At 49.4% G+C, this 15,357-nt stretch carries 11 protein-coding genes; 6 read left to right on the plus strand and 5 right to left on the minus strand.

All coding sequences use genetic code 11. The features are described from left to right. On the minus strand, positions 1–291 hold a 291-nt coding region (locus RM811_RS11065; RefSeq protein ID WP_402524038.1), incomplete at its 3' end, for a class II glutamine amidotransferase. 111 nt (positions 292–402) lie between these two features. Further along, complete coding sequence (locus tag RM811_RS11070) at positions 403–807, minus strand: hypothetical protein (protein ID WP_402524040.1); 405 nt, start codon at positions 805–807, stop codon at positions 403–405. A 735-nt stretch (positions 808–1,542) separates the two neighbouring features. Between RM811_RS11070 and htpG the strand changes: the two genes are divergently transcribed. Further along, the gene (gene htpG / locus RM811_RS11075) at positions 1,543–3,456 is read left to right on the plus strand and encodes a molecular chaperone HtpG (RefSeq protein WP_402524042.1); all 1,914 of its coding nucleotides are present in this window, start codon (positions 1,543–1,545) and stop codon (positions 3,454–3,456) included. Positions 3,457–3,510: 54 nt separating this feature from the next. Here the strand turns inward: htpG and RM811_RS11080 are convergent, their stop codons facing one another. Then, a complete protein-coding gene (locus RM811_RS11080; RefSeq protein ID WP_402524043.1) occupies positions 3,511–4,719 on the minus strand; it encodes a hypothetical protein in 1,209 nt (402 codons plus the stop codon). Between the two features lie 563 nt (positions 4,720–5,282). Between RM811_RS11080 and RM811_RS11085 the strand changes: the two genes are divergently transcribed. Next, positions 5,283–7,517, plus strand: coding sequence for a hypothetical protein (locus RM811_RS11085; protein ID WP_402524045.1), 2,235 nt, complete (start codon positions 5,283–5,285; stop codon positions 7,515–7,517). Between the two features lie 219 nt (positions 7,518–7,736). Here RM811_RS11085 and RM811_RS11090 read toward each other — a convergent pair whose 3' ends face one another. After that, complete coding sequence (locus RM811_RS11090; RefSeq protein WP_402524047.1) at positions 7,737–9,143, minus strand: L-serine ammonia-lyase; 1,407 nt, start codon at positions 9,141–9,143, stop codon at positions 7,737–7,739. A gap of 193 nt (positions 9,144–9,336) precedes the next feature. Next, on the minus strand, positions 9,337–10,608 hold the full coding sequence (locus RM811_RS11095; RefSeq protein WP_402524049.1) for an aromatic amino acid transport family protein: 1,272 nt from the start codon (positions 10,606–10,608) through the stop codon (positions 9,337–9,339). Between the two features lie 227 nt (positions 10,609–10,835). On the opposite strand from RM811_RS11095, the gene RM811_RS11100 reads away from it, so the two are divergent. From RM811_RS11100 to tssC, 4 genes are all read left to right on the plus strand, one after another. After that, complete coding sequence (locus RM811_RS11100) at positions 10,836–12,395, plus strand: ImpA family type VI secretion system protein (RefSeq protein WP_402524052.1); 1,560 nt, start codon at positions 10,836–10,838, stop codon at positions 12,393–12,395. 41 nt (positions 12,396–12,436) lie between these two features. Next, the gene (locus tag RM811_RS11105; RefSeq protein WP_402524055.1) at positions 12,437–12,976 is read left to right on the plus strand and encodes an Hcp family type VI secretion system effector; all 540 of its coding nucleotides are present in this window, start codon (positions 12,437–12,439) and stop codon (positions 12,974–12,976) included. 27 nt (positions 12,977–13,003) lie between these two features. Further along, a complete protein-coding gene (gene tssB, locus RM811_RS11110; RefSeq protein WP_402524057.1) occupies positions 13,004–13,567 on the plus strand; it encodes a type VI secretion system contractile sheath small subunit in 564 nt (187 codons plus the stop codon). Between the two features lie 148 nt (positions 13,568–13,715). After that, positions 13,716–15,200: a type VI secretion system contractile sheath large subunit gene (tssC, locus tag RM811_RS11115; protein ID WP_402524060.1), complete on the plus strand. Its 1,485-nt coding sequence runs from the start codon at positions 13,716–13,718 to the stop codon at positions 15,198–15,200. Positions 15,201–15,357 lie beyond the last annotated feature (157 nt).

Genomic DNA, 15,357 nt, shown 5'->3' on the forward strand with positions numbered 1-15,357 from the left:
CTCCCGGGTAAATGGGTGGGTGTTTTCCAGGGCGATTCTTCCGGCATTTGCCTGACGAATATGGCTGACCACAATGTTACTTTTGATGGGGTAGCGACACACCAGGTTGGCAATTTCAGAATCACAGCTGGGGTTGGGATCACGAAACTCCCGCAATCCTTTTCCCTCATAGAAGGCAATTCCCCAGCCATCGCTGTGGGGACCTGTCTTACCACCACGCTGCATCAGACCGCTAAAGCTGAAGACAATGTCTGTGGGGGTATTGGCACTCATCCCGAGAAGTTCACACATGTTTTTATAAATCGTCGTTAAGTTGAAGAATTGCCCGATGCCCGTAGTCCGTAGTCCGAAAAAGCAGGTCACGCTTGCGCTTTTGCGGACTACGGATAACGGACAACGATTTTAACAGGTAGGCTCTTTTCTTTGACGCTGAGCGCTATTGCTTCTTTTGCCCTGTTGCGACTTCTTTTTATCGTCGCTGGTTGCCGCTTTAGCTTTGCCGACGGGTAATAAAAAGGCCACGATAGCGGCGACGCCAGCCGTTATAGCAACCGCCTGACCACTACGCCACATGGTATCAACTCCCAGGCTTAAGCCATCATATAAACTGATCAGGAACGCAGGGCCAAGGTAATCCTGTTCGGGGTAAATGATTCCGGGTAGAAAAAAAAGAATCGCAAAGGTCATCATCAGTAGCCGTTTGAGTCGTGGATACCACTTGCGAACCATAAACCACAGGCTGAGTAGACAGCCAGTAGCTCCCGTAAGGTAGACAACCCAGGCTAAAAGATATTGCGTTTCCGTCATTGATTCTCCAACGCCCGCCATCGTATGCATCTCATGAATGGCAGAAAGATAATGTTATTTCAGCTTCTGGCTACGGCTTCATTGCCCACGCTGCAAAAGGGCGGAAATGGTATTTCAGGCTAAAACGAGGCTCTGGGCTGTAGTAAATAGTCAGAGGATAGAGGTGCATTTTGCATCAATGGGTGTCAGATGAAAACAGGCTTTAATTAGGGAATTCGCGAAGCGTTTGATGCAAACCTGGAAAATAAGGCTCTTTTGAAATTAAAATGGGTAGATTTGGCAGGTCGGTTCACTTGCGAACCGACCTGCGGCCAGATTGTTGCCCGGTTACCTTTTGCGACAGCCTCGAAGCCGGGAATTCATCTCGAGAGTGGGGTCTGTCTCGAGCAGTGGATCCCCGCCTGCGCGGGGATGACGGTGTGTAGCGGGGATGACGGTGTGTAGCGGGGATGACGATGTCTATTTTGCGTGGCTTATCCCCTGATTATCTTTCATTGCAGTCTGTCTTACCCACTTAGAATTCAAAAGACCCGAAGAAAAGAAATTACAATATTTTTAAGTGCAGGAAGTTTTGAGGACTGGCTGGGTTTCGACAGGCCGGTGACACAGAATAATCCCATCGTCAGTGAGCTTTTTATCAATCAGTTGTCAATCAGGGTTGAATTTATCCGCTTTGCCCATATCTCAGTGTCATCAAGAAACTCAATAGATTATTAAAGCGAGATTGAGGGGCCAATGACCGTCGAAACGAAAAAAGAAACACTGGGTTTTCAGACTGAGGTTAAGCAGCTTCTGCACCTCATGATCCACTCACTGTATTCCAATCGAGAGATTTTTTTACGGGAGCTGATCTCCAACGCCTCCGATGCAGCGGATAAGCTGCGTTACGAAGCCCTTCATAACAGTGCGCTGCTGGAGAGTGACCCGCACCTTGAAATCCGGGTGGATTTCGATAAAGACGCCAAAACCGTCACTATCTCTGATAACGGTATTGGTATGAATCGGGAGGATGTGATCGCCCACCTGGGTACTATTGCCAAGTCGGGTACCGCTGACTTTCTGAGCACGCTGTCCGGCGATCAAAAGAAAGACTCCCAGCTGATTGGTCAGTTTGGTGTTGGCTTTTATTCCTCCTTTATTGTGGCGGATAAGGTGGCAGTAGAAACCCGTAAGGCGGATTCAGAGGAAGGTGTGCGCTGGGTTTCCGATGGTTCCGGTGAGTTTACCGTTGAAGCCATTGATAAGGAAACGCGGGGTACCACCGTTATTCTGCATCTGAAGCCGGAAGCTGAAGAGTATGCCGATGGCTGGCGTCTGCGTAATATCATCCGCAAGTATTCTGATCATATTTCCATGCCGATCCTGATGGTTAAGGAGAGCATGCCAACAGGGGATGAAGAAGAAGCGCCGGCGGAAGATAAAGCGCCTGAGTGGGAAACCGTAAACACTGCCAAGGCGCTCTGGACTCGTTCCCGCAGTGACATCAGCGATGAAGAGTACAAAGAATTTTATAAGCACGTCAGCCACGATCATACCGATCCGCTGAAGTGGAGCCATAACCGGGTTGAAGGCAAGCTGGAATATAACAGCCTGCTTTATATTCCGGGCAAAGCGCCGTTTGATCTGTATAACCGCGATATGCAAAAAGGGCTTAAGCTCTATGTTCAGCGGGTCTATATCATGGATCAGGCCGATGAGTTTCTGCCCATGTACCTCCGCTTTATCAAGGGGGTTGTGGATTCCAATGACCTGTCACTGAACGTTTCCCGGGAAATTCTGCAAAAAGATCCTGCTGTGGACAGCATGAAAACCGCACTGACCAAACGGGTGCTGGATATGCTGGAAAAAATGGCTAAAAAAGAGCCTGAGAGCTACGCGGGATTCTGGAAAGAGTTTGGTCAGGTTCTGAAAGAGGGCCCTGCTGAAGATCACGCCAACAGTGAGCGTGTTGCCAAGCTGTTGCGTTTCACCAGCACCGAAAGTCAGGGAACCGATCAGGATCAAACTCTTGAAGGTTACGTTTCCCGGATGCAGGAAGGTCAGGACAAGATCTATTACATTTCTGCAGAAAATCCGAAAGCGGCGGCAAACAGCCCGCACCTGGAAGTATTCCGTAAGAAAGGTCTTGAAGTCCTGCTGCTCTCCGACCGTGTTGATGAGTGGCTGATGTCTCACCTGTTTGAGTTCGATGGTAAGTCATTTGTCGATACCGCCCGTGGCGATCTGGACTTGGGTGCCATGGACTCTGAAGATGAGAAGAAGGCCCAGGAAACCGCTGCCAAAGACAATGAAGATCTGGTGAAGCGGGTTCAGGATGTATTGGCTGGGGATGTGGAATCGGTACGGGTGACCCATCGCCTCACTGACTCACCGGCCTGTCTGGTGGTTGGCCAGAACGACATGGGCCTGCAAATGCGCAGAATCATGGAAGCGGCTGGTCAAAGCATGCCTGAGGCCAAGCCGATCTTTGAGATTAACCCGGAGCATCCGTTGATTGCCCGTCTTGATAGAGAAGCGGATGAAGACCGCTTTGCGGATCTGACCCGGGTGGTATTTGACCAGGCCAGCCTGGCGGCTGGTGGTCAGCTGGATGATCCGGCCACTTATGTTCAGAGATTGAACAAATTGTTGCTGGAAATGGCCGGTTAATAGCTTTTGCAGGAGCACTAAATAAAGTGCTCCTGCACTCCTGCACTCCTGCACTCAGTTTTTTTCGGTAACTTTGTCGGTAAAAAACTGTGACAGCATCTCAAAACATTTTGCATGCTCCGCAATGAACTCTTTACCTCTACTTTCATTTTTAAAATCATCTTTCCCCAGGTAATGCAACTCTCCCAGCTCGTGATCATCTTTCGGTGCCTTCTTTTGCCTTAATGCTTCCAGTTTTTTAGAGGATACTGGAATATGTTCCATAAATACGGTGCTTTTAATGACAAACACTGATTTTTGAAAGTCTTGTTCTGCTTTCTTACTTGGCCAGTGTAGAGCTTCGCCAATCATTCCAAAGGTTTCTATGGTTGTATCCCAGTTTCCATCATCATCATAAACTTCTTCCCTGCGCTCATTTAATGCGGTTTCACGGGCAAGGTCTGCAAAAGTCGTTGTTTTGCCAATTTTATCAAGAGCTGGCGCGATAGACTCGTCCGTCTGTTGCTCGCGGTCACCAAAAATGAAGCCGGCAGTAAACATAGGTTTGTCATTGCGGTATCCGAAGACGACTTTATTATCGGTGGTCATGACCAGCATAATTGCACCGCAGTTGTAGGCTGTTCTTACTGTTGAAATATCATGGTTCGCTTTGTTCGATCGACTAATCGCCTGTGAAAAATAATCACTGGGCACTAACTTCAACTTCAGACCTGTTTCCTCTGAGTTGTCATCGGTAAACTGAGGAATAGAAAAATACACACACAGTTGCTTTCCGTTGAATTGTTGCTTTTTGGGATCAGCAATTCCCCTGTTGGCTTCCAGGTTTTTTTGTTGGTAAAGATCCCAGGTACGTTTAAATTCTTCTGATTCATGGCCTGCTTTGACTGTCTTTCCGGGGCTGCCTGCTTCAGGATTAAAGACCGTTTTTGCAACTGAAGCCCGTTTTAATAAATTTTCAACAAGTTTGTCGCTGTCATTTAAAGCTCCGTGAAACTTTCCGGGTGGTGTGATTTGCTCAGGGAGTTTTTGGCCATACTGGAGAATATTGCACGGGATAGTTTTTTCGGATTTGTCGGCATAATTACCCGTCAGGGAGTGTAATTGCGTGGCTGTGACGCTCAATTTATTGGAAGACTGAGCGGGGCTGACTGTGTGGCCACCGCTGGTAACTGACACAGTACCGCTAATACCGTCATTATCTGAAGATGAAGCAGGCTTTTCGTAAGCTCTGGCTGAGGTCGATAATTGACAATACATATTCATCCTGTTTCCTTGATCTCAATTTTTATTGGCAATGTTTGATAGGTTGAGTTAGAAAACCGCTGTTTAAATTAAAAAAGAGGGGGCGAGCAGGAGTAATAACTACTCGAAACCCGTTCTATTCAAGGCAATAATTTTGCCAGCTATTTCATCCCGCTCAGAATGATTTTAGAGTCTATCTGGCTAATTAAGTTCAATTTTAATCGGTATGGAGTCAGAGCATTACCGGTCAGCTCAAAGAGGCTATTGCTGGCAGTCAAACAGATCTCAGGTATCTACCCTCAAAAATTCTGAACTTGATGGTCGAAAGGGTCGGTCAAAAATAAGTTTCAATCCTTGCGCTGCGAACAGGCTGTCCTGCTTGCGCTGCGAACAGGCTGTCCTGAATGCTGGTGGAGTTGATCTGTCGGAATAACACGAATCCATCTGTAGAAGCCCAGGGCGTGGAACTTTTGAAAGATCTATTGGTCAGAAATTTTGAAATACAAGTTTTCTTTTTTGTTGTTTTACGATATTGAGATCCTCTCCCGACCGCTTTACCGCTTATTCGATTATAAAGGTGATAGATGAATCCAAAGGATTTTGTAGGTGCTCAATGCTGGAACAGTCTCAATCAGGGAGGTGTTATTACGGACGTTGAGAATAAAGAGTTTGTCGTTCGGCAAAAGACAGGCATGTTCAGTAATATGGTGACCCGTGTTGCAGACTCTGTTAGCCGGATGCTTCCACTCGTGAAGAAAGAACGGATTGTAACTGAGATCGGGAAAAGGGTAGCCAAACAATATCCGGTCAGGGAGCGCCTGTATTTGAGAATGGCAGCTGCCGGTATTATCCAATACAAAACGGATAGAGAAGGCCAGCTTTTCAGGGACGTGATAATACCGATTACCAGACAGAATATTATTGATTTCTGTGGGGGATCTGATTCTATATCTGTCCGGAAGGATATTGGCAAGATTGAAACCGATCTCAACAGGCCTGGCTTCAGGAAGTTATTCTGCGATTTAATCATTCAGGAAGATATTGAACGTTGTCGCAGTGAAAGCTTATCTCCGGATGAGACATTGAATAAAAAGGTTGAGGAATACCTTGGAGAAAACATCACAACAACGCTTGTCAATCACTCCCGGAGTGTTGACTCTGAACAAATGTTGCAATCATTACGCAAAAATAAAGATTATCCTTCAGTAACAGAACGCGGTATACGTAACCTGGATCTGTTGATGCTAAGGCTGTTCATGGTCAGGGCTGGACTGATTCCAGCGGTTGAAATGGAATATGCATGGCAGCATTTTATTAACGAGATTAATACCATCAAGATGTGGGATTTCCGCGAATCATTATGGGGGGGCGGCTATGGTATGGGAAACAAGAGTTCTGATAAATTACAAAAGGTAATCAACAAAAGCATCAGCCATAGGGCAGAAATACCCACTTCGATGCCAGGGGGTATAGTCAGGGCAAAGCTGATTAACGATCTGATTTATTGCCAAATACCGGATAAACAGAGCCATGTTTTTTTTGCTGCCAAGGCACCTGAAAATATTAATTTATACAGACCCGAGATGGAACAGGCTGATAAAGCTCCGGGCCTGGTCAATCGGGGAAACCTGTGTTACTACAATTCAGTGATAAAAATGCTGGCTAACCAGGTATCAATAGAGGCGCTTAATAGATCTCTCGAAGGAGTTAGTGCTAATAGTGACATGGGTACTACCGGGGCTGTAGAGAATCAGATGCTCAGGGAAAAGCTGATTAACCTGCTGGCAGCCATAAAGTACTTTCGTGCCGGGTATTTCTGCAGCGAATGGGTCGATGAAAAGAGCGCTGAGTTTTTTCAACAGTTACAGCTCCGCTGCCAGCAAGATGACGTTAATAAGCAATTCTCTGATAACCGGCAGAATGATGTCCATGAACTGATTCAGCTGCTGGATAAAATCCTGGGGTATTCTGAGAAACCGGAATATTCCTTCCGGGTAACGTCACAATTCAAGGTGACAATTGGTGAACGTTTTCATGGCTTCAAATATAAAGAAGACAGCTCCAGGGAAACGATTATCACCCCCAATTTAAAGAGAGGCGAGGCAGCCGGCTACATGGAATGTCTGAATGATTTTTTTCAAGAAGAAGTAATAGATGATTTTTTGTGGGGTAGTGAACACGCTGAAGAGTTCAAGTTAGATCGCAGTGCTCTGCGGCAGGATAATATGAATCATCGGGATGATTATCAAAGGGAACTTGAGCGATATAAAGAACATTTTGCTAATAGCTGTGAATGCGATTCTGACCGGGCACGGTTGATGAGTGTTAAATCAATAAAGCTCAACGAGGATGGTTATTTCGAAAGAGCGACAGCGACAGGGGCGACAGTACGCTCTGAGATCCCCCCATGGATCAAACCCACTAAAAAGATGGTGCTGGTTGTCGACCCTGAAAAGCTTCAATCGCTTATGCTGTTGCCGAGAATTTTCAGCTATACAAATCAGACTGGCGAGAAGCTGCATAATGAGGGGATAATGTTCTTCGAGTCCTGTCTGGAAGGTGTTGATATTCCAGTTATTGATATGAAAGGGAACTCCTTAAATATAAACACTTCTGTTACCGGCTTCTGCTCTCATAAAGGCGATATCAATTCCGGTCATTATGTTTATATTGAAAAAAGCGAGAGAGGCATGTGGGTATTGAACAATGACCAGACTGTCAAAGAGCTTGGTAATGATAGTAATTTGCAAAAGTATTTGTTTGACGAAAAGATGACCCCTTATCTTTACCATCTGAAACTGCTTAAAGATCATAAATAAAGTCAATAGATGGTTCGACCATTTGTATGGCTCTCATGCTGCTTTATACAGGCAATGTTATTCTCAGGTCAGGCTCGTATCCAAATAACCTTCGTCCGTTTATCCTGAGCGAAGTCGAAGGACGCTCAGGGTGAGCGGATATCGAGTTCTAAATCGGTAAATTATTAAGGGGGTGCCTGAGCTTCCAGCTATGGCAGCTCAAGGAGGGATAAAGTCGATTCAGGAAACCATTTTAATGGGTTGCGCCCTGGCATAAAGTGCCAGCCCCCCCAGCGAAGTTTCCCGGTATTTAGCCTGAAGATCCAGTCCGGTGCGGTACATGGTTTCAATACAGCTATCCAGAGACACTGCATGCTCACCATCACCACGCATGGCCAGTCTTGCTGCGGTAATGGCTTTAATGGACGCCATACCATTGCGCTCAATACAGGGGATCTGCACCAGGCCGGCAATAGGATCACAGGTCATGCCCAGATGGTGTTCCATACCAATTTCCGCCGCATTTTCTACCTGTTCCATGGTAGCGCCCTGAACGGCCGCCAGTGCCGCAGCGGCCATACAGCAGGCGGAGCCTACTTCGGCCTGGCAGCCTGCTTCGGCACCGGAAATTGAGGCGTTCATTTTAATCAGGGAGCCAATGGCTGCCGCTGTGGCAATAAAATCCCGGATACCCTGTTGATTGTTTCTGGAAATAAATCGTGTGTAGTAAGCCAGTGTCGCAGGAATAACGCCAGCAGCACCATTGGTTGGTGCGGTGACAACCCGTCCACCACAGGCATTTTCTTCATTAACCGCCATGGCGAACAGGGTGACCCAGTCCATAATGGCAAAATGATCCATCAGCATCGCTTCGGGGTTGCTGGTCAGGGTTTTGTACATGTTGGCAGAGCGTCGCTTAAGACCACTGACCGGTAAAAAACCTTCCATTTTCAGGCCGCGTTCGATGCAGCTGTTCATCACTTCCCAGATGCCATCAATCTTTTCATTGACCAGCTCAAGGTTGCCGTCGTGCCGGGCGACCTCGTTTTCAATGGTGAGCTGGGCGATGGTCAGCTGATGCTGCTGGCACAGATCCAGCAACTCGGCGGCGGATCTGAACGGGTAGGGAATGGCGTCAGCCGGTTCCGAACCATTAGCCGCTTCTGGCTTGTTAAATTCGTCTGAACTGACGATAAATCCACCGCCGACAGACAGATAGGATTTGAAATAAACAACCACGCCGTTGGCATCAGAGGCAAAAATCCGCATGCCGTTGGGATGTTCGGGCAGGCTTTCACCGTTATGGAAAATCAGCTGCGTATCATAATCAAACTCAATGGTTTGATGACCGGCCAGATCCAGGGATTGCTTTTCTTTTATCGTTGCAAAAATCGTGTCGGCATCATCAGGCTCAATGGTGTCAGGACGGTAACCGGCAAGGCCAAGTAATGTCGCCTTGTCAGTACCATGACCAACCCCGGTCAGGGCCAGTGAGCCATAAAGGCCAACCCGAATAGAGGTAATACTGGACAGGATCCCTTTTTCTGCCAATTCGTTAACAAAGCGATAGCCCGCCCACATAGGTCCAACTGTGTGAGAGCTGGAAGGGCCGATGCCGGTTTTGAAAATATCAAAAATACTGAGCATAGTTACTGGTACTGCCGCTGGTGACCATCGGGGAAACTGTTCAGGGGTAATGTCTCTGTCAGGGTTTGCACTGAGATATTACTGCTGGAAAGTCAGGGTTCTATTTTGCCGGTGTTTGCGCTGGGGGGATATTGTGGGAGTAGCGTGGCTACTCCCGGATTTCCGAATAAGCGTTGTTATTTATCCCGCTGTATCAGATCAATTGAGAAGTAATAAAGCCCGTGATGGCAATGATACCCATGATCACCGTGAAGATATTGGCTTTTGAACGGTACTGCGCCATGGCCGGAACTTTATGGGTTGCGTACACCGGCAGGATGAACAGGATCATCGCCAGAATAGGGGCAACCAGAGACTCGATCATGCCCATCACACTGACATTGGCATAGGCTACGGCCCAGACCGACAGGGTAATAAAGACGATGATCCCTTTATCGATCGCTTTCAGGTTTACTGTTTTGCCTTTTGCCTTTGCCTGGTTGACGATCATGCCCTTCAGTCCTTCACGGGTGCCCATGTAATGGCCAAAGAAGGAGGAAGAGATGGCAACGATAGCAACAATCTGCGCCAGCCATGCGAATATCTGGTTATCAGTGCGCTCGGCAAAAACAGAGAGGATCGGCAGGTTGGCTGCTTTGGCTTGCAGAAGTTCTGCGGGTGACAGTGTCAGTACGCAGCTGTAAACAAAGAACATGGTGAAGCCAACCAGCATCATGGTGGTGCGCATCAGTACTTTGCTGGTTTGCTGCTCTGCCTGATCGCCCAGATCCTTGCGATAGGTTGAAGAGAAAGAAGAGACCGCCGGCGAGTGGTTGAAGGCAAAGACCAGAACCGGAATGGTCAGGAAAAGCGTTTTCAGGAAATCAACGGCAGAAATGCTGACGTCAAACTGTGCGGTAGTCCACTGTGGAATCAGGTACAAAGAGGTACCGAAGAGCACGATGATCAACGGGTAAACGATGGTATTGGTGACTTTCAGGACGGTTTTCTGTCCTGCCACCATCACGCTGACCATAAGTGCTACCAGAACAAAGCTCAGGATTGCGCGATTGGGGGTTTCTATACCCAGCTGATTGACCATCAGTGAGCTGACGGTATTGGTAATGCCAATGCCATAAATCAGCAGAATCGGGTAGATGGAGGCAAAATAACCCAGGGTGATCAGGCTGCCTGCCTTTTGTCCAAAGTGCTCAATCACTGTCTCAGTGATATTGGCATTCGGGTTTTTCGATGACAGACACAGGCGATTAAGTCCGCGGTGCGCCAGAAAAGTCATTGGACCAATGATGATAGTCATCAGGATCAGAGGCCAGATGCCACCCAGTCCGGCATTGATTGGCAAAAACAGTACGCCGGCACCAATGGCAGTACCAAACAATGTCAGCATCCATTCAGTATCGCGTTTTTCCCAGCTGCCTGAAGCGGCATTGTTGGCAGGAATCGATTGAGTAAAAGTTTGTGACATAGCGTGCTACCCGCTCATTAGTAATCAATGGAGCGGACTGTACAGACTTTGTTTAGTTGTTTTTTTGATCTAGGTCATAATGATTAATTTTTGTTCTAAAGTGTCTGCCGGGTTTTTATACGTATATGAAAATATACGACATTATGTAGGCGACAGAATCTGGCAGAACCGGAGAAGTAGAACTAATCTGTCTTCAGTTTATTGAAAATAAGTACCAAGTTCTTGCCATGCCAGAGTTGTTATCTGTCGAACAGCTTGACTCTTTTCTGGTGCCTCTTTCAGGGGGTTCACCGGATTCACCGGCCGGTGAGTACCTGAAAAGTAACCGCGCCCTGTATCGGCCTTTGCGCAATGCTTACAACATTGCTCAGACCAGCCTGCAGACACTGTCCCTGAATCCGGATCCCGTTGAGCTGGATGTCCTTGAGATTGAGAACCGGAACAACTGGCTGCAGCTGGGTTCGCAGTTACTGGAAATCCTGGAAAAATCTTCCCGGGATCTGGAATGCCTGGCCTGGCTGGCCATGGCCCAGCTCTTCACGGAAAAACCCTTTGCCCAGCTGGCTCTGGTGATTCAGCTGATTGATCGGGCTGTCCGGGTATTTGGTGAGCAGGTGCAGCCCTGGCTGCCGGAGGAAAAACTCCGGTCAACGGATCCGGATAATGCCGCCATGGAACGGGCCGAGGTTCAGGGGCGAGCCCTGAAACTGCTGTTCGGTGAATCGGAGGAGAGTTGCCAGATCGCCGTGCCGTTACGAATGCTGCCCCTGGTCAGTGATATTGACTATGCCCGTTACCAGCGGGAAGAGGCTGGTCGCAATGAACTGAAGCAGCAGGTCAGAACCACCTTTTCCACTTTTCAGAAAAACGACATTGATAATGTAATTGAGCAAATAAACGACATTCAGGATGTTCTTGATGGGCTGGATGCCCTGGATAAGACCCTGATAACCCATTTCAGGAAAAGCAATATGCCGGCCCCTGGCAGCCGGTTTCTGCGTCAGGCACTGGAGTCCGGTCTGCTGGCCATTCAGGATCTTACCGAAGGCCTGATTACCCCATGGCCCCCGGATGCGCGCAAGGCTACCCGGGCCAGCAACCATGAAACTGCTGCCGGAAATGATTTCAAAGAAGTGTCAGATACAGATATCCCCGTTGAGCATGGGGAAGAAGTTGCCAGCGTGAGTGAGAGGCCGGCCGGAACCTCCGGTGTTGACCCGTCCTTCAACCGTAACCAGGCATTCCAGCAGCTCAGGTTGCTATCGGATTATTTCAAGCATACAGAGCCGCAGAGTCCGGTGTCGTATTTACTGGAGAAAGCCATTCGCTGGGGATATACGCCGTTACCGGAATTAATGAACGAGCTGATGGAGGGTAATGACCACCTGCTGGGCAGAATCACCGAGTTAACTGGCATGAATATGACACACCGGATACCAATCCCCGGCCCCTCAGTGGCCGGGCTTGGCCAGATGCCTACAGCCCTCACCGAATCACCGGTCACAGAGCCAGCAGGCACAGAACACCGCAGTCAATCAGTGGTAGAAGCATCATCAGAACCATCATCAGAACCATCATCAGAACCAGCATCAGAACCATCATCAGAACCAGCATCAGAACCATCATCGGAACCATCATCAGAACCAGCAGAACACGGCATTCCTGCAGCAAAACCTGAACAGATAGAAAACAATAGTCGTCAGTCAGATGTTGATACTGAGCCAAAGCCCTCTGCTGCCGATGCGCCTGGCGGGTTGAACATCAGTAATCTGGACGATCTTGTGTAACCAGCCCCGCTTGTTAACAGTTTGTACCCGAGGAAAAAGTTATGGCTAACATGTTCATGAAGCTGGGTGAAGCCCAGAGCAAAGGTGATGCCACGGCTGAATACACGGGGGGGGACAGTGTCGGCGGTAAGGGCTGGTTTGCCATTCGTTCCTTTAACTGGGGCGCTGCCCGTGCGGTCACTATGGACATCGGGAATGGTATGAACCGGGATTCCGGGATGGTGTCCATGAGTGAGATCACCATCAGCAAGGAGATGGACGGTGCCTCGGAAAATATTCTTTCCCGTATGTACGTGCCCGGGGATGCAGGCGACACCATCGATATTATTGTGACCAAGCCGGACCGTTCCGGCCAGGGTGCACAGGTCTATCTGCAGCTCCAGTTGATCAATGCCCGTATTGTCAACTACAGCCTCAGTGCTTCCGATGGCGCCACCCCTTTCGAGAGTATTGCCCTGGCCTACAGCAAGGTAAAAGTGAAGCACTGGAATGAGGGAGAAGGCGGCAAGCTGGAGCCCGGTGGTGATGTCACCTACGATCTGCCCACCGGCAAGGCTGAATCCCATTCCAGTAAAGGCTGAATCCCATTCCAATAAAGGACAACCACCATGGCTTTGAATACACAGCATAAACGGGTCAGTAAAAACCGGGTCAGCATTACCTATGATGTGGAAACCAACGGTGCTCTGGAAAAGCGTGAGCTGCCTTTTGTGGTAGGGGTTATCGGTGAATTTTCCGGCGACCGGCCAGACAGCCAGAAGGAGGATGTGGATTTTCGGAACTTTACTGATATCGATCAGGATAACTTTGATTCCGTTATGGCCACCATTGGCCCCCAGCTGAATCTGAAAGTGGACAATAAGCTGGTCAATGATGGCTCTGAGGATGGCTCTGAGGATGGAAGCGAGTTTGCCGTAAACCTGTCGTTTGCTTCCATGCGTGATTTTGAACCTGCCAATGTTGTTCAGCAAATTGAACCCCTGCGCAAACTAATGGCGGTGCGTAATCAGCTGAGGGAACTGCTGGCTCATGCCGACCGTTCCCGGGACCTGGAAGCCCTGCTTAAGGAAGTACTGCAGAGTACCGATGCCCTGGAGGGGCTGTCCGGTGAACTGGGGATTGATCCGGCGGAAATCGGCGCTTCTGATAATGCCGGTGAGGATAAAGAATGAACTTACAAGACATGAACCACAAAGGCACAAAGGCACAAAGAAAAGAAGGGATTGGTCTGTTACACGCGCAGCGTGAGAACAACCAAAAAAACTTTGTGCCTTTGTGTCTTTGTGGTTCAAAAAAGAATCCCCGGGAGGAACCGGCATCATGAGCGACGAACAATTGCAGTCCGAAGAGTCTGCCGAATCTGCCACAGAAGAAACGGCAAGCTTTCTGGACCGGGCCATTGCAGCCACCAGCCAGACCGCACCGGATACCACCCGGGAACTGCTGTCTACCCTGACCCGGCAGGCTCTGGAAGGCACTGTGGTCTGGAGTAAAAACCTGACCAAAACCATTGAAGAAGCGGTTAATGCCCTGGACGATAAAATATCCCGGCAACTGACCGAGGTGCTGCACCAGGAGGGTTTTCAGAAGCTGGAAGGCTCCTGGCGGGGGCTCAATAAACTGATCCGCAACAGTGAAGTAGGTCCGCAGTTGAAAGTCCGGGTGCTGGATATAACCCGGGATGAGTTGCTTGACCAGTTTGAAGAGGCGCCAGCTGTTGACCGCAGTCGTCTGTTCAATATGGTATATCAACATGAGTTTGGTACCGCCGGGGGTGAACCCTACGGGGTGCTGCTGGGGGATTATACCTTCAGCCACAACGATGAGGATGTGGCCCTGCTGCGCTATCTCGGCGTGGTGGCCGCGGCCTCCCATTCGCCATTTATTGCCGCCGCATCGCACCGTCTGTTTGAGTTTGACGATATCTGCAAGCTCGGAGAGGGCAGGCCGGTGGCGGCAGGGTTTGACTCCCCCGCCTATGCCAGCTGGAACGCCTTCCGGGACAGCGATGATGCCCGTTACGTTGCCCTGACCATGCCCCGGACTCTGGCCCGGTTGCCGTATGGTGAGGCAACAAGCCCGGTTAAGGGCTTTAACCTCGAGGAGTTTCCCAAAGGTCGGGATGGTCTGCGCAGGCCCCGCTCCAACCGGGACTTTACCTGGAGTAACGCTGCTTACGATATGGGGCTGCTGATTAATAGTGCCTTTACTGCCTTTGGCTGGTGTACGGCGATTCGCGGTCTGGAAAATGGCGGCAAGGTGGAGAACCTGCCCAATTACACCTACATATCAGTAGCCGGTGACCAGGTGCAGCAGTGTCCCACCGAGGTTAACCTGACCGATGAGCGGGAAAAGGAGCTGTCGGACCTGGGGCTGCTGCCTATGGTCCATTACAAAAATGCCAATTATGCGGTCTTTATGGGGGCTCAGACCCTGAACCGGCCAAAGGAATATACCGATCCGGATGCTACTGCCAATGCGGCTATTTCCGCCCGGCTGCCCTATATGATGGCCAGCTCCCGGATTGCCCACTATCTCAAGGTGATGGGACGGGACAAAATTGGCTCGGCCATGGACCCGGTTGATGTGGAGAAAGACCTGTCCACCTGGATCAGCCTCTACACCAACCCCAATGCCGTGGGCAATGAAGCCCGGGCCAGAACCCCGTTGCGGGAGACCAGAATCATGGTGCAGGAACAGGCAGGTCGCCCCGGGTGTTATTCCGCCATCGCCTGGTTGCGCCCCTGGCTGCAGATGGAAGAGCTGACCACCTCTTTGCGGATGGTGGCCAATATTCCGGGTTAGAAGTCCGCTGTCCGTACCGTCTTTCCCGCGAAGGAGGCTGTCGCAAAACCCACCAGAAACCTCGTTCCCACGCTCTGCGTGGGAATGCATAGCCAACCACAGGAATCGTGTCTGTGGTTGGGTCCTGGCGCTACCACGCAGAGCGTGGGAGCGAGGA

This window comes from Endozoicomonas sp. (assembly GCF_031844845.1).
Classification (GTDB): Bacteria; Pseudomonadota; Gammaproteobacteria; order Pseudomonadales; family Endozoicomonadaceae; genus Endozoicomonas.

Excerpts from the sequence above, each read along its gene's own strand:
- RM811_RS11100 (WP_402524052.1), top strand. The coding sequence starts at position 10,836 with ATGCCAGAGTTGTTATCTGTCGAACAGCTTGACTCTTTTCTGGTGCCT.
- RM811_RS11080 (WP_402524043.1), bottom strand. The coding sequence starts at position 4,719 with ATGAATATGTATTGTCAATTATCGACCTCAGCCAGAGCTTACGAAAAG.
- tssB (WP_402524057.1), top strand. The coding sequence starts at position 13,004 with ATGGCTTTGAATACACAGCATAAACGGGTCAGTAAAAACCGGGTCAGC.
- tssC (WP_402524060.1), top strand. The coding sequence starts at position 13,716 with ATGAGCGACGAACAATTGCAGTCCGAAGAGTCTGCCGAATCTGCCACA.
- RM811_RS11085 (WP_402524045.1), top strand. The coding sequence starts at position 5,283 with ATGAATCCAAAGGATTTTGTAGGTGCTCAATGCTGGAACAGTCTCAAT.
- RM811_RS11095 (WP_402524049.1), bottom strand. The coding sequence starts at position 10,608 with ATGTCACAAACTTTTACTCAATCGATTCCTGCCAACAATGCCGCTTCA.
- RM811_RS11090 (WP_402524047.1), bottom strand. The coding sequence starts at position 9,143 with ATGCTCAGTATTTTTGATATTTTCAAAACCGGCATCGGCCCTTCCAGC.
- htpG (WP_402524042.1), top strand. The coding sequence starts at position 1,543 with ATGACCGTCGAAACGAAAAAAGAAACACTGGGTTTTCAGACTGAGGTT.
- RM811_RS11105 (WP_402524055.1), top strand. The coding sequence starts at position 12,437 with ATGGCTAACATGTTCATGAAGCTGGGTGAAGCCCAGAGCAAAGGTGAT.
- RM811_RS11070 (WP_402524040.1), bottom strand. The coding sequence starts at position 807 with ATGACGGAAACGCAATATCTTTTAGCCTGGGTTGTCTACCTTACGGGA.